This window comes from Colwellia sp. BRX10-9 (assembly GCF_014077405.1).
Classification (GTDB): domain Bacteria; phylum Pseudomonadota; class Gammaproteobacteria; order Enterobacterales; family Alteromonadaceae; genus Colwellia_A.
The window spans coordinates 1-22389 of sequence record NZ_JACGVV010000024.1 but is presented as its reverse complement, the minus strand read 5'-3'; the positions used below and the strand labels follow the sequence as shown (position 1 = coordinate 22389).

The following is a 22389-nucleotide window of genomic DNA, read 5'->3' as shown; positions in this document are numbered from 1 at the left end:
GCCTATTATGTTTAGCATTCACGGAGAATGGAAAATTGAAGTTCGTGGCAATGTTGTTGTGCAATGGTTTTCTGGCACTTGGAACGAAGAAGCTATTATTGCTTATGTTAAAGAGTTTCGTGCTAAAGCGAGCCCGCTTAAAGGTAGTCCTTGGGCTATTGTTTCTTCTTTTGAGGATTGGGAGTTAGGTGTTCCTGCAATTGATAAACATATTGAAGAACATTGCCAGTGGTTCAAGGACAATGGTTGCAGCAAAGATTGTCATATTTACACAAAGAGCGCAGCCAAAGAAATGCAATTAGAAAGGCTAATACCCCATACTGATGCGTCTTATGAACGGCAAGTGTTTACCAATGCTAAAGATGCATCAACTTGGTTAGCGAGTCATGGCTTTTTAATTGATGGTTTAAGTATCAATAGAATCGCGAATAAATAGCCACTTAATCTAGTCAGTCATTATAAAAAATAAAATAGTCATCGGCACCTACGCCATGATGACTATCTTCACAAAGCCCTATTTAATAAATACTAACGTACTAAGCATTCATTAAATAAGGTTCTCTACCTTGATGTTTGTTGCTACGTTTGAATGAACCTTTACCTTTTTTAGCCTGCACCACCTGCAGTTTATAAACTTTCGATGTGACAAGAGCCGCGAAAAAATTATCTTTGATTTTCCCTCGTCCTAAGTCTGTTGCTAAAGTATTTTGCAATACTTGACCCTGTTTATTTTTACTCATTAATTTTACTCTTCAATAATAAAAGCCATCGGTATGATGGCTTTATCGGTTATTCATTTAAAAACTTTATCTAATATTAAATATAGGCAAAAGCATCAGCAAACATATGTTCAACTAAGGCTCCTTGCGCTAAAAAGTCGGTGCGAACTGCGCCTACCATATCAAAACGTCCGGCCAAATAAATATCATAATCGGCTAAATTTTTAATATCTTTCATCACAACGTGGTGAACCATGCCAACTTGACCTTGCCAATTGTCATCAGGGTTCTCTACCACCGGGTGAAAAGTACCATTTTCTAGACCTGCAATAATTTTAGCTGTTTTTTCTAGTTCATAACAAGCACTTTGATCACGCAAACCCCAATAAACAGTAATCTTTCGCGATGACCTTTGTGACGCTAACAATTCATACATAGATTTTATATAAGAAAACCCTGTACCACCCGCCAAAAGTAAAAGCGGACGTTCGCTTTCACTGCGCAGCTGCGCATTGCCTAGTGGCATTTCTACAGTAACGGTATTATTGGCTTTAATATGTTCAATAACTTGCATTGGGTAACTGTCAGCACCTGAAGCACCAATTTGTAGTTCAATTAATTCAGCATTGGGTGCACTGGCAATAGAGAAAGGACGTTTATCATCCTCACTCATCACAAAATTTAAGTATTGGCCGGCTTGAAAATCGATTTGCTCACTTGGCTTTAATAGCACTTTATAAACAAACTCTGTCAGAGATGTTAATGATTCTACCTGACACTTAATTTTATTCATTTATTTAAACCTTTCATTATTCAGATCCTAAAACATGTTCAGGATAACAGTTACTAATTCTTTTTATCAGTTGTTGGAAATATATTAAGTTCATCCCAAATATTATCAACATCTGTTTTAACTTCTTCGGTCATCACGATAGGTTCACCCCATTCGCGATTTGTTTCACCTGGCCATTTATTTGTTGCATCCATACCCATTTTTGAACCTAAACCAGACACAGGAGATGCAAAGTCTAAATAATCAATCGGTGTGTTTTCAATTAATACTGTATCTCGACTTGGATCCATCCGCGTGGTCATTGCCCAAATTACATCTTTCCAATCACGAGCATTAATATCATCATCACAAACAATAACGAACTTAGTATACATAAATTGACGTAGGAAAGACCAAACACCCATCATTACGCGTTTTGCATGTCCGGCATATTGCTTTTTAATAGTAACAATCGCCAAACGATATGAACATCCTTCGGGTGGTAAATAGAAATCCTGAATTTCAGGAAATTGTTTCTGTAAAATAGGCACAAACACTTCATTTAATGCCACACCTAAAATGGCGGGTTCATCCGGTGGACGGCCAGTATAAGTACTGTGATAAATGGGGTCTTTACGATGAGTAATATGGGTTACCGTCATCACAGGGAAGTTATCAACTTCATTATAGTAACCGGTATGATCGCCGTATGGTCCTTCTGGAGCAACTTCAGCGGGGTCTAGATAACCTTCTAAAATAATCTCAGCCGTCGCCGGTACTTCTAAATCGTTACTAATACATTTTGCCACTTCTGTTTTAGCACCACGTAGTAATCCAGCAAAAGCGTACTCTGATAAAGTATCAGGAACAGGCGTTACCGCGCCTAAAATAGTGGCAGGATCTGCACCTAAAGCAACAGAAATAGGGTATTTTTCACCTGGATTGGTTTGCTTAAATTCTTGAAAATCTAATGCACCACCACGATGTGATAACCAACGCATAATAATTTTATTTTTACTGATTAATTGCTGTCGATAAATACCTAAATTTTGACGTTCTTTATGGGGACCTCGTGTAACCGTTAACCCCCAAGTAATTAAAGGAGCAACATCACCTGGCCAACATTTTTGAATAGGTAGTTTATTTAAATCTACATCGGCACCCTCAATAATAACTTGCTGACACAACGGCTTTTTAATCATTTTTACCGGCATATTTAAGACTTGCTTATAAACCGGGATTTTACTTATCGCGTCTCGAAAACCTTTAGGAGGTTCAGGCTCTTTTAACATGGCAAGTAATTTACCAACATCACGTAAAGCACGCACATCAGGTTGTCCCATAGCCAAGGCAACACGATCAGGCGTACCAAATAAATTAGTTAGTACTGGCATGCCATGTGGTACACCATTTTTGTCGACGGGGTTTTCAAATAATAACGCTGGCCCCTCAGCACGTAGCGTACGGTCACTGATTTCGGTCATCGTTAAATCTGTAGAAATAGGCTGGGAAATACGCTTGAGCTGGCCTATTTTTTCCAACTGTTTTATAAAGTCTCTTAAGTCACTATATTTCATAAATTTAAATCACTCATCCGCTTAATAGTTTGACAGTGTTTTAAGCAAAAACGCCAGCTGTTATTGCTAACACTGGCGTTTATGTACAGGATGTACGGTATGTCGCAATCACACGGATGTGAATAAGCGACCAATAAACTATTTACGTTTCATAGAATCAAAAAATTCGTTATTCGTTTTAGTCATTGCTAGTTTGTCGATGAGGAATTCAATTGCACCAACTTCGTCCATTTCATGAACAATTTTACGTAAAATCCACATTTTCTGTAATTCTGCAGGTTTAGTGATCAATTCTTCACGACGAGTACCACTACGATTAATATTAATCGCTGGGAAAACACGCTTTTCAGACACTTTACGAGAAAGGTGTAATTCCATGTTACCGGTACCTTTAAACTCTTCGTAAATAACTTCGTCCATTTTAGAGCCGGTTTCTACTAGAGCTGTCGCGATAATCGTTAAACTACCACCGTGCTCAATATTACGCGCGGCACCAAAAAAGCGTTTTGGACGGTGTAAAGCATTGGCGTCAACACCACCGGTAAGAATTTTACCAGATGATGGAATAACCGTGTTATAAGCTCGAGCTAAACGTGTAATTGAGTCAAGTAGAATAACAACATCTTTTTTATGCTCAACTAAACGCTTAGCCTTTTCAATAACCATTTCAGCTACTTGTACATGGCGGTTTGCTGGTTCATCGAACGTTGATGCAATGACTTCGCCTTTTACCAAGCGCTGCATCTCTGTCACTTCTTCCGGACGTTCATCGATAAGCAATACCATTAACTCGGCATCAGGATGGTTATGAGCAATACTTTGCGCAATGTTTTGAAGTAATAATGTTTTACCCGCTTTTGGTGGAGCAACAATTAAACCACGTTGCCCTTTACCAATTGGAGAAGCCAAATCTAAAACACGTGCGGTAATATCTTCAGTTGAACCATTACCACGTTCCATGATTAAACGTTCATCAGGATGGATTGGGGTTAAATTTTCAAAGAGTATTTTGTTGCGAACATTTTCTGGCTTGTCGAAATTAACTTCTGCTACTTTTAATAACGCGAAATAACGTTCACCTTTTTTAGGTGGACGGATTTTTCCGTGAATAGTATCACCCGTTCGCATACTGAAACGGCGAATTTGACTCGGTGAAACATAAATATCATCAGGTCCTGCTAAATATGAGGAATCTGAAGAACGCAAAAAACCAAAGCCGTCTTGTAAAATTTCTAGAACACCGCCACCAAAAATATCATTATCGTTTTCGGCATGAGCATTTAATATAGCAAAAATTATGTCTTGTTTACGATTGCGGCCTAAATTATCAAGCTTCATAGATGCGGCAAGCTCGACAAGTTCGCTTATTGGTTTTTCTTTAAGTTCGATCAGGTTCATAGTGGGGTTCTTTAACTATTTATATTGAAGTGAGTTTGCCTGTTGGCATCATTGAAATTGGAGTTTGGTTTGAAATGTGGTTCATTAGAAAGCTAAATTTAGCACTAAAATTTAATCAGGTAAAGGATCAAAATTTGATCTATGGCTTTCTTCTTTAATTAATAAGCTAATATATACAAAAAAGGCTCGTAAATACGAACCTTTTTATGAAAACTTATAAATTATTATCAATAAACTCTTTTAATTGAGTTTTAGATAAAGCGCCAACCTTAGTATCAGCGACTGCGCCATCTTTAAATAACAATAACGTAGGAATACCACGAATACCGTATTTAGGTGGAGTAATTGAGTTTTGATCGATATTTAATTTACCAACAGTTACTTGACCTGCATATTCTTCTGCAATGTCATTTAATAAAGGTGCGATCATTTTACAAGGACCACACCATTCAGCCCAAAAATCGACTAATATAAGGCCTGAGGCGGTAATTACGTCAGTATCAAAACTGTCGTCTGTTAACTGAACAATTCTATCGCTCATTTCTATCTCCGTTAAATGGTGGCATTTTGCCAATTGGTGGGGATTATAACGCCATCATTATGAATTACCAACTTTGATCTTATAACTGTTGGCTATTTCTAACATTAATTGAGTATTTATGAATACATTTACTCGATACCGTTTTTTATTAACTATATAACCTGTTAAGCTGTGCGCATGAATAAAACACACTTAACTGAAACTAAGTTCTCAGAACTTAACCTCGACACTAAAGTTGTCGCAGGTCTTGACGCTATGGGCTTTGAGTATTGCACTTCAATTCAAGAGCAATCTTTACCCATTTTATTGAAAGGTACTGATATTGCAGGCCAAGCACAAACAGGCGAAGGTAAAACAATCGCCTTTTTAGCTGCAACCTTTCATCACTTATTACAAAAACCAGATCCAAAGCATAATCAACCTCGTGCCTTAATCATGGCACCAACACGTGAATTAGCCGTACAAATTCACCGTGATGCTAAAGAAATGGCAAAAAGCACTGGCTTACGCTTAGGCGTAGTTTATGGTGGTGAAGGCTATGAAAGCCAACGCTTAGAGCTTGAAGCTGGTGTAGATATTCTTATTGGTACCTGTGGTCGTTTGCTCGATTATATGAAACAAGGTATTTATAACCTAAACAATATCGAAGTTGTTGTGCTTGATGAAGCCGATCGTATGTTTGATCTAGGCTTCATTAAAGATATCAGATATATGTTTAATCGTATGCCTGCCGCTACAGCACGTTTAAGCATGTTATTTTCAGCAACCTTATCTTTTCGTGTAAAAGAACTTGCATTTGAACACATGAATGAGCCAGAAAGTGTTGAAATCGCGCCAGAACAAAAAACAAACACTCGAATTTCTGAAGAATTATTTTATCCTTCTAACGAAGATAAAATGGCTTTGTTACAAACATTAATTGAAGAAGAATGGCCTGAAAAAGCGATCATCTTTGCCAATACTAAGCATGTTTGTGAAAAAGTTTATTCACATTTAGAAATTGATAACATCCGCGTTGGTTTATTAACTGGCGATGTACCTCAGAAGAAACGTTTAAAGATTCTTGAGCAATTTAGTGCCGGTGAACTAGATATCTTAGTTGCCACTGATGTAGCCGCACGCGGTTTACATATTCCTAGCGTAAGTCATGTATTTAATTATGATTTACCAGATGATTGTGAAGATTATGTACATCGTATAGGCCGTACTGGCCGTGCTGGTGCAACAGGTCATGCAATTAGTTTCGCATGTGAAGGCTATGTTTTTAACTTACCTCCTATCGAAACCTATATTGAACATGCCTTACCGGTAAGTAAATATAATCAAGATGCATTATTAACTGATTTTCCTACTCCTAAGCCTCGTCCTCGTCGCCATAAGCCTCAAAATGGTGGACAAAATCGTGGCAGAACGGGTGGCAACAACCAGCGTCGCCACTAGACGACTATGACGATCACCCATACTGAGATTTCCACACCTCTTTATGCGGTGATCGATTTAGGTTCAAACAGCTTTCATATGTTGATCACCCGACAGCTAGCTAATAGCGTTCAGGTGGTTGATAAAGTTAAACGTAAAGTTCGTTTAGCCTCCGGTTTAAATTCAGACAACCAACTCAGCCAAGCCGCGATTGCTCGAGGCCTTGAATGCTTAAGCTTTTTCGCTGAACGGCTGCAAGATATTCCTCAAAAAAACGTCCGTATTGTCGCGACAGCAACCCTGCGTCTTGCTAAAAATCGTGAAGAGTTTTTAACACAAGCTAATAAAATTTTGGGACAAAAAATAAAGCTACTCAGTGGCAAACAAGAAGCCAAAAATATTTATTTAGGGGTGGCACATACCAGTTGTGGTGCTAAACAACGCTTTGTTATTGATATTGGCGGCGCAAGTACTGAGCTTATTTTAGGTGATGGTTTTGTAACTAAGCAAGTCGAAAGCTTAGATATTGGCTGTGTCACTTTTAATAGCCGTTATTTCTCGGATAATAAATTAACGGCTGAAAATTTTGCTCTTGCTATAGCTGCAGCAAAAAAAGTAATATTTCCTTTGGTTGAGCGTTTTAAAGAAACGGGTTGGAAGTTAGTGTTAAGTGGCTCTGGCACCATGCAAGCCCTGACCGAAATGCAACAATTTAACCATAAGAGTACTGGTGTTAATCTGCTTTTCTTACAGACTATTCAACAACAGTTAATACAATGTAAAACCATCAGTGAAATTAAGATTGCTGGACTCAGCCAGGAAAGATCGCCCGTTATAGCCAGTGGCGTCGCTATTTTAATTGCCGTCATTGAAAGCTTCAACATTGAGAACATTCAGTTATCAAGTGGTGCTTTACGTGAAGGTTTACTTTACAGCATGCTGCCTAAAAGGGTAGATATGAGTATCCGTCAGAGTACGATTAATTCTCTCACTGAAAAATTTCATATTGATAATCAACATTCCGTACGAATTCAAAGACAAGCGACAAGTTTATTTCACACCTATAAGGAAACTTGGTCATTAGATGAAGAAAACAGCTTAGCATTATTGAATGCTGCCTGTGAATTACATGAAATTGGTTTGTTATTAGAGTTTAAGCAGCATCAGCATCATGGTGCCTACATATTACAACACGCTGATTTACCAGGATTTAATCAAATTGAACGACAATTACTCGTCACCTTAGTCCGGTTACACAAAGGTAATATTGATGTCGATTTACTAGAAAATCAAACGGCAGTAAATTTTCAGCAAGCAAGCTACCTGTTAGTTATTTTACGTTTAGCCATCATTTTATGTCGACGCCGCAAAGATGATGCTTTGCCCGATTATCAAACCGCTATTATTAAAAGTACGGGTGATGATATTATCAATTTATGTTTACCAACGACTTGGCTTGCTGCACACCCACTCATCGCTGACGAACTGCTCCAAGAAAGTGCCCATTTAACAACGCTTCATTTATCACTTAACATCTTTTGTGAGACTCAAGAAGCTCTTAAATAACCCTTCATTTATCGTTTAATATCGGCTATGGAAAACTCAATAACACACTTAAATATCAATATTTAATGATCATTAGCTATTAGTTTTAGATGCCCAAAGATTGGTAAAAATAACAATACTGCCACCAATCACCATCATGAACGTTATTTGTTCACCTAAAAGAAAATACGCGGCTATAGAACCGTAGATAGGCTCTAAACTTACTGCGATACTTGCTGTTTGCGCTTTAACCACCTTTAGAGAATGATTAAATAATGTATGAGCAACTGCCGTGAAAAGAACACCTAAAATAATTAATACCGACAACTGTTGGTAAGATATGGTGATCGGATATAAAAACATTAAGGGTAATAAACATACCGTGGCACAAGCGTTTTGATAGAAGGCCACTTTTTTAGCCGATGTTTTGGCAACAAACTTTCGATTTAACAGTGTTAACAAAGCAAAACTCATCGCCGATGTCATTCCCCATATAACACCATCGATATCCCCTGCACTTAAATGGTCAAGTGGTAGAATAAATAAGATACCAACAACCGTGAGTAAAGCCTGCAATAACGCCTTATAATGGAATTTTTCTTTAAACAACATAGGTTCGAGGAAACTAACAAAAACAGGGAAAGTTGCAAAAGTGATCAAGCCAATTGCGACACTTGATACCTGAATAGCATAAAAGAAACTGCCCCAATGAAAAGCTAAAACCAAACCAGTAAAAGCAAGTGGCAATAGTAGTGACTTTTCAACTTTTAGAGACTGCTTTCTTATCAGTAAAACAAAAAGCGCAATAGTTGCCGCGGCAAAAGCAGCACGACCAAAAACAATATGGCTGGCTGGCATATTTAGCCACTTAGCAAAAAGACCCGATATAGCGAAAAGTAACACCGCACTATGCAGTGAAAATAATGACTGTTTGTGACTGGGCATTCATGCTCGATTTAGTAAAATTAAACAAGCCATTCTACCAGCTAAAATAGCTCAGCTAATAGAATAAGTCGTTTGCCTATATATTTTTACTATCTACTTATAGCATTGCAAATTAAGATTTTTACAATAAGCCCCTTAAGATCGGGCGATCACATTATTGTTCTTTTAACCAGTAAGCCACTTTTTTAGCAAAGTAAGTTAAAATACCATCGGCGCCCGCACGTTTAAAAGCCAGCAAACCTTCCATAACACAGGGTTTTTCAGCTAACCAGCCATTTTGAATGGCTGCCATGTGCATTGCATATTCGCCACTCACCTGATAAGCATATGTTGGCACTTGAAAGGTATCTTTAACTCGGCGCACAATATCTAAATAAGGCATACCCGGTTTTACCATGACCATATCTGCACCTTCGGCGATGTCTTGAGCAACTTCATGTAATGCTTCATCACTGTTTGCTGGGTCCATTTGATATGAGAATTTATTACCGCCTTTAATGTTACTTGCAGAGCCAACAGCATCACGAAAAGGACCATAATAATTAGAAGCATATTTTGCTGAATAAGCTAAAATTCGCGTGTTTACAAAACCATGTTTTTCTAATTCTTGACGAATTGCCCCAACACGACCATCCATCATATCTGAAGGGGCAACCACATCGGCACCCGCTTGAGCATGAGACAACGCCTGCTTAACTAAAATTTCTTTGGTAATGTCATTTAATACGTAACCCTCATCTTTACCCTTTATGCCAAGAATGCCATCTTGTCCATGGGTCGTAAAAGGGTCAAGAGCAACATCGGTTATTACCCCTAATTCAGGAAACTTTGCTTTTAGTGCACGAACAGTACGTTGAGCTAACCCTTCAGGGTTATAGGCTTCTTCAGCCATTAATGACTTTTTATTTGCTGGAGTGACAGGAAATATAGCAATGGCAGGAATACCTAAATCAACCAGTTCTTGCGCTTCTTCTAATAATAAATCAATACTTTTACGTTCGACGCCAGGCATAGACGCTATAGCTTCGCGCTGATTTTCACCATCAAGAACAAAGACCGGGTAAATTAAATCATTAACGGTTAATTGATTTTCTGACATTAAACGACGCGAAAAATCATCACGGCGCATGCGGCGCATTCTGCGGGCAGGAAATTGCCCAAAAGCGTTACTCATAAAATTTTCCTATATAAATAAAGTTGATAAGTTAGCGGTTAACTATCGCTAGCTTTGACAAAGTCTTGTTGTCTCACTTGATTGCGGCCATTATGTTTTGCTTGATATAAGGCTTGATCTGCTGCGGCAAAGAGATGCTCGGCTTGAACATCTTTTTGTTGTAAATAAGTGCTAACACCACAGCTAATGGTTAGACTTATGATAGTGTTATTGTAGCTAACCTGACAGCTAGCAATACTTTCCCTTAATTCTTCAGCCAGTGCTAATGCCCCTTGGCTATCGGTTTCAGGCAAAATTAAACAAAATTCTTCACCGCCATAACGACAACTGATGTCTGCACTTCTTCGCAAGCAACTTTTAATGCAAGCAGCCACTATGATTAAACATTCATCACCGGCTAAGTGACCATAAGTATCATTTACTTTTTTAAAATGATCGATGTCAAGAATCACTAAGCTCAAGGGCGTTAAGTTACGGCGACTACGTCGATATTCAGCGAGTATTTTTTGATCATAAAATCTCCGGTTATACAAACCGGTAAGGTCGTCTAACGTATTCTTTTCTTCTAACTCTTTATTAACTTCTTCGAGTTCTTGCAAAGCAATATTGAGCTCTAAAGTACGCTCTTGTACTTTACTTTCAAGCTCATCGTTATCTTGAACTTCATTTTCAACGTGCTGATCTGTTGCATTGCTAGCAAGAGCGTTTTTAGTGTTTTTTTCTTGTGAAAAGACTAACAACGCCATAAAGAGAGCCATAATTAATAACAATAAGGTCAGCGATGAAAATTGCACAACTAACTGAATTATCGATAAAATCACCACTAATATTGCAACAATAAAAAGGTAAGAAGTTGACCGATTAAAGAGTGAGATCATTAACGCTCACCTAAGTTGAAAACTTTTCGCGCATTTTCACTGGTGGCATTAATAATGTCGTCGCTATGGCATTGGTACAATTGGGCGAGCTTTTCTATGACGTAAGGTAAATAGCTTGGTTCATTGCGACTGCTTTTGGGTTTAGGCTTAATGCTTCTAGGTGTTAAATATGGCGCATCTGTTTCAATCATTAACCTATCTAATGGGATTGATGGAATAAGCGCTTGTAATGGTTCTCCACGACGTTCGTCACACACCCATCCGGTAATACCAATATACATACCAGCTGATAAGCATTGATTTAACTCATTTTCATTACCGGTAAAGCAATGAGAAACCATAGCGGGCACAGCGGTTAAGTAAGGAGATAGTAATTGAAACCAGACAGGGAAAGCATCCCGTTGATGTAAAAAAAGTGGTAATTGAAGTTCTGCAGCTAATGATATTTGTTCAGCAAACACTTTTTCTTGTTGCTTTGGCGTAGAAAAATTACGGTTAAAATCTAAACCACATTCACCAATCGCTTTTACCGCTTTATTTTTAGCTAATAATCGAATGTCATCTAAATAGTTATCACTGACATTATCGGCATCATGGGGATGTATACCCGCTGTGGTATAAAGATAATCAGGATATTGTGCAGATAATTGTAAAGCTTTATGACTTTCAGAGATATTAGTTCCGGTAACCAACATAGCCCTGATACCAGCAGATTTAGCCCGCGCGATTAATTCATCACGGTCTTTATCAAAACGAGTATTTGTTAAATTAACGCCAATATCGATCATTAGCTATCCAGTTTCATCAAACTAAGCTTCTTCAGATTCGTTTTTTTTCTGGTAAATAGACGCTATAAAAACGCCTAATTCAAATAATAACAGCATGGGTACGGCCAATAATGTTTGTGAAATAATATCAGGCGGTGTTAACAACATGCCAACCACAAACGCACCAACAACAACATAGGGTCTTTTTGCACGCAAACTGTCGGGATCGGTAAAACCGGTCCAACACAGTAAAATAATAACAATGGGTATTTCAAAAACAATCCCAAAGGCAAAGAATAATTTTAGAACAAAATCTAAATAACTGGTAATGTCGGTGGCAATATTTACCCCTTCAGGAGCTACAGAAGTAAAAAAAGCAAAAATTATTGGGAAAACCACATAATAGACAAAAGCAATACCACCATAAAATAGCAAGGTGCTGCCGAACATCAGTGGAATAACTAAGCGTTTTTCATTCTTGTATAAGCCAGGCGCAACAAAGGCCCAAATTTGATAAAGAATAAAGGGCATGGCAATAAAAATAGAAAGTACCATGGTTAATTTAAAAGGAGCAAAGAAAGAAGAGGCAACATCGGTTGCGATCATTTGCCCCCCTTCAGGTAAGGTTTCCATTAAGGGTTTGGAAACATATTCATAAATTTCATTAGCGAAATAGAATAAGCCTAAAAAGACAACCAAAACGCCCACCACAACGTTCAACAATCGGCTGCGTAATTCGAGTAAATGATCAAATAAAGTATAACTACTTGCTGGAGATGGATTCATGGTGTTACTTTTTATTTTCTTGTGAAGATGAAAGGTTAGCAGTGACTGCTGCTTCTTCAGTCACCTTATCATTTTTTCCAATATTTTCTGAGACAATACTTTGTGAGTCAACTTTTTCAGGCTCTTTATCGAGTTGATAAGGACGATTGACCATCTCAGCAGCTTCTTGTAATGTTTTTAATGATTCAGCAATCTCAGGTGATAGATTTTTCATATCCGCTTGTTCAGCTTTTTTCAAATTAGCATGTAATTCTTGTATGCGTAATTCTTCGGTAAGCTCGGTTTTTACACTATCACTAAATTTACGAACACCACTTATCCAACCGCGCACCGTTCTAATAGCAACAGGTAAACGTTCTGGACCTAAAACGATCATACCTATTATCGCAATCAGCGACAGCTCCCAAAAGCCAATATCAAACATCGCTTACGCCTGATCTTTTTCTTTTGTTTTTACTTTATCTTCGGTGTCGGTAGTAACAGACTTATCAGCAATATTTTCTGCACTTTCTTCTTCCTTTTTAGCGTTACTATCTGTCATAGCATTTTTAAAACCTTTAACCGCAGAGCCTAAATCGCCACCTAGATTACGTAATTTTTTTGTGCCAAATAACAACACTATAATAACCGCAACAATTAATAATTGCCAAATACCCATATTTCCCATGATAAACCCCTATTATTTAGAATGGATTCATTATAAAGTTTTAAAATGAAAAATCATCCTTTGATAGACAAAATAATGCGATAGGACAAACTTTGCAGAAAAAGCACCTTATTTATCTGAGTTGCTTGTTGATGATCAGCATTACTTTCACTACTTTTCAGAGTAATGCTAAACAAGATCAAAACATGGACAGTGACACTGAAAAGCAAATAGTAAAACCTATCAAACATCCACAAAGGCATGTTGTACCCACACTTGTGTCCGATGACTGGGGGCAAGAGGTACACGACACCATCGCTAATTCCGTTTATCAATCAGCGACTTGGTTCGATAGTTTTTTTACCGATATAGATAGCCAACAAATTGAACCCAAAGCAACAGCCAAAATACGTTTTGGCTGGATACCCAAAGCACGTCATTTGGCGGAGCTTGACTCTCGTTTTCGATTAAAAGTAAAGTTACCTCACTTTAAAGATAAGATGAGCTTGATTCTTTCCGATGAAGATGACGTTGAAGACGGCCAGTTACCCCTCGATGGTATTGGTACTCGCCCAGAAATAAATGAAGAAAGCTTCGCCGCTGCCTTACGTTATGTGGTTAAAAAGAAGAGCGATAGCTTAGTTGATACTCGATTAGGAATTTCAGGCGGCGATATTTTTGTAAAAATACGTAAGCGCAAGTTGTATACCTTCAATGAAAAGCATGGTTTTAAAGTTGAACCTTCAACCTATTACTTTTTAGGCGACGGTCTTGGAGCTAAGTTATTTCTTGAATATAATTATCAATATAATGAAAAATCACAATATAGGATCAATTATACTATTCGCGGCTCTGAATCATTTAGTGGCATTCGATGGAAACACGGCTTTTATCAATTAAATCAATTAGATTCAACAACGGCCTCCGTTGTTGGTTTACAAGTTGAAGGTGAGCGTAATGGTCAATATGGTTTTTTTACCGACAGATATACGCTGAGTTATCGTTATCGATTCAATGCACTAGAAAAATGGTTGTTTTTTGAAGTAGAACCATTTTTAGAGTGGTCAAAAGAGGATAATTACACCACCACACCCGGAATTGCATTACGCATAGAAGGTTTTTTTAGTAAAATATAATTAATTGTTGACGAAAAATTAGGCGCTAACTTTAACTATAACCTCACTTTCGGTTATTATACGTGGCATTTTTATCGGTCGACTAATATGAAAGCCCTGACCAAATTCACAACCGGCGTTCTGTAACTTTTTCAACATTTCCTCTGACTCGATTCCTTCAGCGACTAAATGGTAGCCAAAGTTACTGCCCAAATCATGCAAAGCCTTAACTAACGATAAATTTTTATTATTAGTATTTAGCGTACGAACAAAACTTCTGTCTAATTTGATAAATTCAAACGGGTAGTTGTGTAAGAAATTTAATGACGATGAACCCGCGCCGTAATCATCTAGAGCGAGTTTAACCCCAAATTCTTTTAATCGACGTAAGTTCTTCAGGGCTAATTCACTTTGTTGAGCAAATGCAGATTCATTAAATTCAAGAATTAAACGATGAGGCTCTATACCTGCGTCTTTAATTTGCTTGATCAGCTTATTGAGCTGATTCGCTTGAACTAAGTGACGTCCTGATAAGTTAATACCAATAAAAGCATTAAAATACTCGGTATTTTGTTGCCAGCTTTTTAATTGTTGACTAACTTCTTTAATAACCCAAGCTTCGATGTCTAATATCATGCCGGTTTCTTCGGCCATATATAAAAATTCACTTGGCGTTAGTAAGCCTTTAGTTGGATGCTGCCAACGTAATAAAGCTTCAAAACCAATGGTATTTGTTAACGTTAAGTTGGATATTTGCTGATAATGCAGTTCAAATTGACTCTTGGTAATGGCAACGCGTAATTCTTGCTCTAAAGTCATACTTGCCATAAGTTGTTCTCGCATGCTTTCATCAAAAAAGACATAACGACCACGACCTAAGTTTTTCGCTTGATACATAGCGGCATCAGCATCACGTAAAATTTCATGAGAATCCTTATAATGACTGCTACATTGCGCAATACCTATACTGGCATTCGAGTAAAGTGTATGACCACCTAAACTGAAAGGTTTGGCAACAGCGGTAATAATGCGTGAGGCCACTTCTTCAATATCATCTTGACATTGTAGTGAATCAAGCAAAATAACAAATTCATCTCCCCCTAAACGCGCTAAAATATCATTATCTCTGACACAGTCTTGTAATCTTAGTGCTATCTCAATAAGAAACTCATCTCCAGCATGGTGTCCCAATGTATCGTTAATCATTTTAAAGCGATCTAAATCGATAAATAACACGGCAAAGCGTTGATCGGGATGACGCTTCAAATGTCGTAATGAGTAGCTCAATCGGTCTGAAAACATCGCTCTATTGGGCAGTTTTGTTAGGCCGTCATGGTGTGCTTCATAGTAAAGTTGCGCTTCTGCTTTTCGTCTCTCATCAATTTGCATACGCAAATTTAAATTACTCGCTTGTAGCTCTTGGGTACGTTGATTAACCGTATTTTCTAATTTTTCATGGTGTTTTTTTATTTCTGCTTGCGAACGCTTACGTAAGATAGCGGTATCAACGTGCTGGCTAATAAAGCGTATTAAGGTTAGGTCACTCTGTTGATAGGCTTGCGAATCTTGGTAATGCTGAATAGCTAATATGCCGAATATCTTGCCATCTTCCATCAATGGTGCAGCAAGCCATGCTTGTGGCATCTTATTTTTAGGATAATCTATCGTCAGCGGTTCACTCGTTATTTCACCTTGCTCAGATAAATAAAAGACTTTACCTTCGGTGATCAATGTCGGTGCAACAGCATTTATCGCTAATTCTGTCAGCCCAAAACCTAACATTCGAGGCAAAGGTGTATGCACATTTTCATCGTCATAATAGGGAAAAGTCACGATAGAGTTATCTTTGTTATCACCCGTATCTAACAGAGCAATATATAAGTTCTTTGCGGGTAATAGAGTATTAATTTCTTGATGGATAGCTCGATAGAAGCAATCAATATCTTGTGAATTAGCCGTAATTTCTGAAATTGATAATAAGGCTTTATGCATTTTTACCGCTTTCTTACGCTCAGCAATTTCAACTTGTAACTGCTTATTCATTTCGGTTAGCGTTTCAGTACGCAGTAAAATACTTTCTTCTAATAATTCACGACTACGTACACGATCAATAGCGGTCACTAAATGCAAGGCAATAAATTCAAGCAACTGACAATCATATTCATCAAAGTAAAGTTTATCATCGTAACTTTGTAATGCCAGAACACCAATAACCTGATTGCCACGTCTAAGCGGAACACCAAGCCAATCAACACAGGATGAACCATAAAGAAAAATATCGCCTGATTTTGCTAATGCGAAACGCTCTTTAGCAGAGCAATGCATCGGCTTTTCATTTTCAAAAACCATACCTGTTAAGCATTTTCGCCAATCAGCAACTTTTAAATGATCATGTAAACGAATTTCTTCGGGGTTGTGACAATGAGCAAGCTCAAGATTATTTTTTGAATTGATCAGGGTGATGTGAAAACTATCGGTAATTAATAATGTTTTAATCACCGTTTTAAGCTCAGCATAAAAGGCTGCCATATCGGTAACTGTGCTTGCCAATTCAGACAACTGCAACAAACCCGACTGCATGGTTTTAACCTGCCGATACTTTTTAAGTAGAGACTTTAATTTGGGAAGCTGACGTAATGCCAGAATGTCTTCCTTTGCCTTTAATTCCGTCAAGGCGATTCCATAGTTAGTTATTAGTATTATTTTTAAGCGGTTAGTCTACCAAATTAATATCACTTGGCTAGTACCTTATTTGAATTGATAAGATCAATACAGTATATGTCTATTTTTTGTACACTATAATTGACGAGTTGCGCACGTTTACCAAAAAGGGACAAAAGACCGTTAATGATTAACATAAGCAAGCTAGTATCAGTGCTCAAAAGAGAAAGTCTACAAAAAGCAGACATAAAAAAACCGACGTAAATCGGTTTTTTTGTTGGTACAGACATGATCCAATAACTAAGCAGCCATTGAGCCTTTAAGTTTATTAAGGGCATTTTTTTCTAACTGTCTGACACGCTCTGCAGAAATATGATACTTGTTAGCTAAATCTTGTAACGTCGTTTTATCTTCAGTTAACCAACGGGTTCTTATAATATCTTGGCTGCGTTCATCAAGAATGACCAAGGCATTAGATAAACGCTTATTAGCATGAGAAGAGTGATCTTCATCTTCAACCTGAACAGCGAGATCTGACTGATGATCTTCAAGATATAAGGCTGGAGAGTAACCTCCACCAGCAGAATTATCAACATCGTCAGACGACAGCTCAAAAGCCTGATCTTGATTACTCATTCTAGATTCCATCTCTAAAACATCTTTAGGCGTAACACCTAGAGTCTCTGCAACATTATTAATTTCGTCATTACTGAACCAACCTAAACGTTTTTTGTTTTTACGAAGGTTAAAAAACAATTTACGTTGTGCCTTGGTTGTTGCCACTTTAACAATACGCCAATTACGTAACACAAACTCATGAATCTCAGCTTTTATCCAATGAACAGCAAACGACACTAAGCGTACACCCACTTCCGGGTTAAAACGCTTAACAGCTTTCATTAAACCAACGTTACCTTCTTGAATTAAATCAGCTTGAGGTAAACCATAACCTGCATAACCTTTTGCTACATGAATAACAAAACGTAAATGCGACATAATAAGCTCTTGTGCCGCTTGTAAATCATTTTCTGAATATAAACGAGTGGCGAGTTCATTCTCACGCTGTGCAGTAAGCATAGGAATGCCATAAGCAGACTGCATGTAAGATTCAATACTACCGCTACGTGGAACTGTTAGCGCCATTGATTGTATCGGTTTACTCATTTTAAAAACCCCTCTTTATTGCTCTTTAATAACTCTTAAATAATTTTTAACTTTCTAGCTCGCTATAATAGCATACATCGACCGTGTAGGCGAGCAACGCATCACACATTACCTTACAACACAAGACGAAACAACTCAGTCTAGTAAATTTATCTGCTTTTTTTGTGTTCATTTGTTAACATAAAAGCATCAGAAAACACTTAAAACTTACAAAACAATAACTTAGCTTTTGTGTCAAGATGTAATTTAACAAGGATGTGGCTATTACTTTATGTATTTAAGTAACTTATAAATTGTATTTAAGTAACTTATAAATGAATTTTAGAGGGTCATAATTTGTACTCATATGTTGCTCGTCAACCCATCTTAGATATTAAACAAAATGTTGTTGCCTATGAATTGCTTTTTCGCGATGGTAAAAGTAACAGTTTTCCTGATATTGATCCTAACCAAGCAACATCTAACATACTAACTAATAACCATTTAAGCTTAGGCATAGAGCAAGTCACTGGTGATCTACCCGCATATATTAACTTTCATGCTGATACCTTGATTTTTCACTTCCCAAGCTTCCTTGATCCCAAAAACGTGGTATTAGAAATTTTAGAAGACGTTCCGGTAACCCCTGAGCTATTAGCTGCTTGCCAGTCACTTCATGAGAAGGGTTATAAATTAGCCTTAGACGATTTTGATTTTGATGAAAAGTGGGCACCATTTTACCCCATCATAGACATTATCAAAATTGATGTCCTACAATTTTCTATTCTAGAAATTAGCAAGCTGGTCAGAAAACTTGCCGGACTAAACGTAACACTATTAGCTGAAAAAGTAGAAACTTCACAACAATTTGAACGATTAAAAATGCTGGGATTTACACTTTTTCAAGGTTATTTTTTTGCAAAACCAGAAATGCTAAAACAGCGAAAAATTACCACGGCAAAACAAAACATCCTCGAACTGATCAGCCAAGCAAGCCAAGTAGAGTTAAACATTAACAAAATCAGTGAAATTTTTGCCGTTGACCCCGGCTTAACCTATAAATTACTGCGTTTTATCAATAGTCCTACCTATGGTAGTAGCCAGGAAATAACCTCGTTAAAACATGCTCTTGCTTATATAGGACAAGTTGAACTGAAAAAATTTATTGCGTTGCTTGCGCTGTCAGATTTAAGCTCAGATAAAAATCCAGAAATTATGCGTCTTTCTTTAGCACGAGCTAAGTTTTGTGAAAAAATAGCCCTTTGCCGCTTTGAAAGTGAAAATCCGCCTAAAGCTTTTCTCACCGGTATATTATCGTTAATCGATGGTATTTTAGACCATGAATTAGAATATATATTAGGTGTATTACCTATTCATCAAGGCATAAAATCGGCATTAAGAAGCGAGCAGTGTGACCTTGGAGATTACTTGTCATTAGTAAAAAACATTGAACAAGGCTTATGGGCAGAGGGTGAAGAAATTGCTAAGAGAATTACCTTAGAGAGTGAACTTTGTTTTCAAGCTTATAAAGACTCACTGTCATGGGCAGACGAAATGATCGCCTGTGGAACTTAAATCGACATTTAGTCGGCTTTATTAATCAGCGGTAGGCTCTATGGCACGAATATGCTTACGCACTGAAATATAACTTCCTGATAAACCGAGTATAACGGCAAATAATATCAGTGTCATCGCTTCTGAAAAGCTTAAACCACTAATAATAAAGTTACTCTGATATAAATGGGTTAATTCAGAGAGAGCTCCCGATAAATATTTAGCGAGCAGAGCCACACATAACCAAGAGACCACACCCCCCAAAATACCATACCAAAGGCCCGCATATAAAAAAGGACGCTGAATAAAGCTATCCGTCGCGCCGACAAGTTTCATCACAGCAATCGCATCTTTTTGATTTAAAATAGCCAAGCGTATAGTGTTGCCAATAATGAGCACCACAGACAAACACAGTAATGCACCGATACCTACCACGATATCTTCAATAAGTTTAGCAATAGCTTCTAATCGAGAAAGCCATTCTAGGTCTAATTTTCCTTGCTGAACCTCTCGTTCTTTTTCTAGCTTCAATAATAACTCTCCAGCCGCCTGTGTTTGACTAGCACGCGTTGTTGGGGTCACTAACAGTGTTGCTGGCAAGGGATTTTTATCTAAATATTCTAGCGCCTGTCCAAAACCAGATAAGGTTTTAAACTCTTGTAAAGCCTGCTCTGCCGAGATGTAAGTAACTTTGGCAACCTCAGGATAAAGTTCAATTCGATGAACTAAGTTTTGTGCCGCTTTGTCAGTCACTGACAATTTCAAAAACAAACTGATTTCTGAGGCGGTATCCCACTGTTCACTGATGGCTTTAGCATTTTTGACAAATAGATGTAACGTAGCCGGTAAGGTTAAACTGATACCTAAAACCAAAACCGTCATTATTGAGGTGAAAGGAGTACGCCATAAATCGCCTAAACTACCTACGGCTTGTTGAACATGTCGAATTAATCTATCTGTTATTTTTGCTGCAAAATTTAATTTCTGCGAAGGTTGGCCAAAACGGGTAGGTTTATTCATTGTTTTCATGCCTAACTTGTAAACCTTCAACGATACCATCGGTGATCATTGAACCTTGCTTAAGCGTCAGCGTTCTATATTTCATTCTAGCAATTAGCCCCAGATCATGCGTAGCTATGAGTACGGTAACGCCAAAATCATTAAATTCTTCAAACAAGCGAATAATATCCAAGGAAAGCTTAGGATCTAAGTTTCCGGTTGGCTCATCAGCAAGCAAGATTAATGGTTTATTCACTAATGCTCTAGCAATGCCAACTCGCTGCTGCTCTCCACCTGACAACATATTAGGAAAACAACGTAATTTATCGCTCAAGTGGACTTTATCTAGCGCTGCTTCCACGCGTTTTCGGGTTTCCTTGTGGCTATACCCTTCAATGACTAAAGGTAATGCAACATTATCGAAAATAGTTCTGTCCATTAATAGATTATGGTTTTGAAAAATCATTCCTATTTTTCGGCGAGCATAAGGAATATCTTTATACTTTATATTTGATATTTCATTACCGTTAATTTGGATTTTACCACTGGTCGGCTTTTCCATTAAGCTCATTAGCTTTAATAGTGTACTTTTCCCCGCTCCTGAATGTCCGGTTAAAAATGCCATTTCCCCCGCAGCCAATTCAAAACTAACATTTTTAAGTGCTAGAAAGCCACCGGGATAGGTTTTACTGACATTGTTAAAGTGGATCATAAAATGGCCATACTCTTATTTTTGTTATTATTCACATAGTGTAGTCGGGCATCAAAACTATACCGTAAATCTTAGCTATCTTGGGTGAATAATGCATCAATAAAATCTTCACCGTTAAACGGACGTAAATCATCAATGCCTTCACCGACGCCTAAATAGCGGATAGGAATCGCATTTTTATCGGCAATAGCAAACACAACACCACCTTTAGCCGTACCATCAAGCTTGGTTAATGTTAGTCCCGTCAAACCAACCGCTTCATTAAATAATTTTGTTTGGCTTAACGCATTCTGTCCAGTACCTGCATCTAAAGTTAACATCACTTCATGAGGTGCTTTATCATCAATCTTTTTCATAACACGGACAACTTTTTTCAATTCATCCATTAAGTGACTTTTGTTCTGCAGCCGGCCAGCCGTATCGGCAATGAGTACATCAACACCACGGGCTTTTGCGGCACTAATCGCATCAAAAATAACAGAAGCACTGTCTGCGCCAGTATGCTGGGCAATAACAGGAATATCGTTGCGCTCGCCCCACACTTGTAATTGCTCAACCGCCGCTGCTCTAAACGTGTCACCGGCCGCTAGCATGACCGATTTACCTTCAGCTTGAAATTTTTTCGCTAATTTACCAATAGTGGTGGTTTTTCCAACCCCATTAACACCGACCATTAAGATAACAAAAGGACCTGAATCATTATTAATCTCTAACGGCACACTTGCTGGCTCAATAATTTTCTTTAACTCTTCTTTGAGTAAATCATACAAAGCTTCAGCATTTTTAAGCTGTTTACGTGATGCACTTTCTGTAAGTGATTTAATAATTTTTGTGGTCGTTTCAATACCCACATCAGCTAACAGTAAATGTGTTTCAAGTTCTTCAAATAACTCGTCATCAATTTTTTTGCCACTGAATAAAGTAAATATTCCACCACCAATATTTTGGCGTGTTTTAGTGAGTCCTTGCTTTAATCGAGCAAAGAAACCAGCCTTAGCTGCTGGCTCTGGCTCTGGCTCTGGCTCTGGCTCTGGCTCT

At 37.8% G+C, this 22389-nt stretch carries 22 protein-coding genes; 5 read left to right on the top strand and 17 right to left on the bottom strand.

From position 1 onward, the window contains the following. Nucleotides 1–7 precede the first annotated feature (7 nt). Nucleotides 8–436: a hypothetical protein gene (locus H4J69_RS13730; RefSeq protein ID WP_182217170.1), complete on the top strand. Its 429-nt coding sequence runs from the start codon at nucleotides 8–10 to the stop codon at nucleotides 434–436. A 100-nt stretch (nucleotides 437–536) separates the two neighbouring features. On the opposite strand, the gene arfA is transcribed toward H4J69_RS13730, so the two are convergent. The 5 genes from arfA to trxA all read right to left on the bottom strand — a co-directional run bounded on the left by arfA (nucleotide 537) and on the right by trxA (nucleotide 5007). Beyond that, nucleotides 537–740, bottom strand: a complete 204-nt coding sequence (gene arfA / locus H4J69_RS13725; RefSeq protein ID WP_070375348.1) for an alternative ribosome rescue factor ArfA — start codon at nucleotides 738–740, stop codon at nucleotides 537–539. Between the two features lie 76 nt (nucleotides 741–816). Continuing rightward, entirely contained in the window at nucleotides 817–1512 is a 696-nt protein-coding gene (gene fre, locus H4J69_RS13720) for an NAD(P)H-flavin reductase (protein WP_070375347.1), read from the bottom strand. A 53-nt stretch (nucleotides 1513–1565) separates the two neighbouring features. After that, on the bottom strand, nucleotides 1566–3068 hold the full coding sequence (gene ubiD, locus H4J69_RS13715) for a 4-hydroxy-3-polyprenylbenzoate decarboxylase (protein ID WP_070375346.1): 1503 nt from the start codon (nucleotides 3066–3068) through the stop codon (nucleotides 1566–1568). A gap of 138 nt (nucleotides 3069–3206) precedes the next feature. Beyond that, on the bottom strand, nucleotides 3207–4466 hold the full coding sequence (rho, locus tag H4J69_RS13710) for a transcription termination factor Rho (protein ID WP_070375345.1): 1260 nt from the start codon (nucleotides 4464–4466) through the stop codon (nucleotides 3207–3209). Between the two features lie 214 nt (nucleotides 4467–4680). Continuing rightward, on the bottom strand, nucleotides 4681–5007 hold the full coding sequence (gene trxA, locus H4J69_RS13705) for a thioredoxin TrxA (protein WP_070375344.1): 327 nt from the start codon (nucleotides 5005–5007) through the stop codon (nucleotides 4681–4683). A gap of 177 nt (nucleotides 5008–5184) precedes the next feature. Between trxA and rhlB the strand changes: the two genes are divergently transcribed. Both rhlB and H4J69_RS13695 read left to right on the top strand, forming a co-directional pair. Then, nucleotides 5185–6447, top strand: coding sequence for an ATP-dependent RNA helicase RhlB (gene rhlB, locus H4J69_RS13700; RefSeq protein WP_070375343.1), 1263 nt, complete (start codon nucleotides 5185–5187; stop codon nucleotides 6445–6447). A 6-nt stretch (nucleotides 6448–6453) separates the two neighbouring features. Then, nucleotides 6454–7992, top strand: a complete 1539-nt coding sequence (locus tag H4J69_RS13695; RefSeq protein ID WP_182230310.1) for a guanosine-5'-triphosphate,3'-diphosphate pyrophosphatase — start codon at nucleotides 6454–6456, stop codon at nucleotides 7990–7992. A gap of 72 nt (nucleotides 7993–8064) precedes the next feature. On the opposite strand, the gene H4J69_RS13690 is transcribed toward H4J69_RS13695, so the two are convergent. The 7 genes from H4J69_RS13690 to tatA form a co-directional block, all read right to left on the bottom strand. Then, entirely contained in the window at nucleotides 8065–8916 is an 852-nt protein-coding gene (locus H4J69_RS13690) for a DMT family transporter (protein WP_182221386.1), read from the bottom strand. A 154-nt stretch (nucleotides 8917–9070) separates the two neighbouring features. Further along, the gene (gene hemB / locus H4J69_RS13685) at nucleotides 9071–10090 is read right to left on the bottom strand and encodes a porphobilinogen synthase (RefSeq protein ID WP_070375340.1); all 1020 of its coding nucleotides are present in this window, start codon (nucleotides 10088–10090) and stop codon (nucleotides 9071–9073) included. Between the two features lie 38 nt (nucleotides 10091–10128). Further along, nucleotides 10129–10968, bottom strand: coding sequence for a GGDEF domain-containing protein (locus H4J69_RS13680; RefSeq protein WP_182244645.1), 840 nt, complete (start codon nucleotides 10966–10968; stop codon nucleotides 10129–10131). Next, a complete protein-coding gene (locus H4J69_RS13675; RefSeq protein WP_182221389.1) occupies nucleotides 10968–11756 on the bottom strand; it encodes a TatD family hydrolase in 789 nt (262 codons plus the stop codon). Before H4J69_RS13675 ends, H4J69_RS13680 begins: the two co-directional genes overlap by 1 nt. 21 nt (nucleotides 11757–11777) lie before the next feature. After that, the gene (gene tatC, locus H4J69_RS13670; RefSeq protein WP_182217156.1) at nucleotides 11778–12521 is read right to left on the bottom strand and encodes a twin-arginine translocase subunit TatC; all 744 of its coding nucleotides are present in this window, start codon (nucleotides 12519–12521) and stop codon (nucleotides 11778–11780) included. A 4-nt stretch (nucleotides 12522–12525) separates the two neighbouring features. Continuing rightward, complete coding sequence (tatB, locus tag H4J69_RS13665; protein ID WP_182230308.1) at nucleotides 12526–12945, bottom strand: Sec-independent protein translocase protein TatB; 420 nt, start codon at nucleotides 12943–12945, stop codon at nucleotides 12526–12528. A 3-nt stretch (nucleotides 12946–12948) separates the two neighbouring features. Beyond that, nucleotides 12949–13188, bottom strand: coding sequence for a Sec-independent protein translocase subunit TatA (gene tatA, locus H4J69_RS13660; RefSeq protein WP_070375334.1), 240 nt, complete (start codon nucleotides 13186–13188; stop codon nucleotides 12949–12951). A gap of 92 nt (nucleotides 13189–13280) precedes the next feature. On the opposite strand from tatA, the gene H4J69_RS13655 reads away from it, so the two are divergent. Continuing rightward, nucleotides 13281–14303: a hypothetical protein gene (locus tag H4J69_RS13655; RefSeq protein ID WP_182244646.1), complete on the top strand. Its 1023-nt coding sequence runs from the start codon at nucleotides 13281–13283 to the stop codon at nucleotides 14301–14303. Nucleotides 14304–14321: 18 nt separating this feature from the next. On the opposite strand, the gene H4J69_RS13650 is transcribed toward H4J69_RS13655, so the two are convergent. After that, nucleotides 14322–16955, bottom strand: coding sequence for an EAL domain-containing protein (locus H4J69_RS13650; protein ID WP_182244647.1), 2634 nt, complete (start codon nucleotides 16953–16955; stop codon nucleotides 14322–14324). A 288-nt stretch (nucleotides 16956–17243) separates the two neighbouring features. Then, the gene (gene rpoH / locus H4J69_RS13645) at nucleotides 17244–18107 is read right to left on the bottom strand and encodes an RNA polymerase sigma factor RpoH (protein WP_182175927.1); all 864 of its coding nucleotides are present in this window, start codon (nucleotides 18105–18107) and stop codon (nucleotides 17244–17246) included. A gap of 336 nt (nucleotides 18108–18443) precedes the next feature. On the opposite strand from rpoH, the gene H4J69_RS13640 reads away from it, so the two are divergent. Beyond that, nucleotides 18444–19661: an EAL and HDOD domain-containing protein gene (locus H4J69_RS13640; protein ID WP_259367755.1), complete on the top strand. Its 1218-nt coding sequence runs from the start codon at nucleotides 18444–18446 to the stop codon at nucleotides 19659–19661. 21 nt (nucleotides 19662–19682) lie between these two features. On the opposite strand, the gene ftsX is transcribed toward H4J69_RS13640, so the two are convergent. From ftsX to ftsY, 3 genes are all read right to left on the bottom strand, one after another. Continuing rightward, nucleotides 19683–20669, bottom strand: a complete 987-nt coding sequence (gene ftsX, locus H4J69_RS13635; protein ID WP_404842489.1) for a permease-like cell division protein FtsX — start codon at nucleotides 20667–20669, stop codon at nucleotides 19683–19685. Beyond that, nucleotides 20653–21351, bottom strand: coding sequence for a cell division ATP-binding protein FtsE (gene ftsE / locus H4J69_RS13630; protein ID WP_182217164.1), 699 nt, complete (start codon nucleotides 21349–21351; stop codon nucleotides 20653–20655). Before ftsE ends, ftsX begins: the two co-directional genes overlap by 17 nt. Nucleotides 21352–21422: 71 nt before the next feature. Then, on the bottom strand, nucleotides 21423–22389 hold a 967-nt coding region (ftsY, locus tag H4J69_RS13625; RefSeq protein ID WP_182251974.1), incomplete at its 5' end, for a signal recognition particle-docking protein FtsY.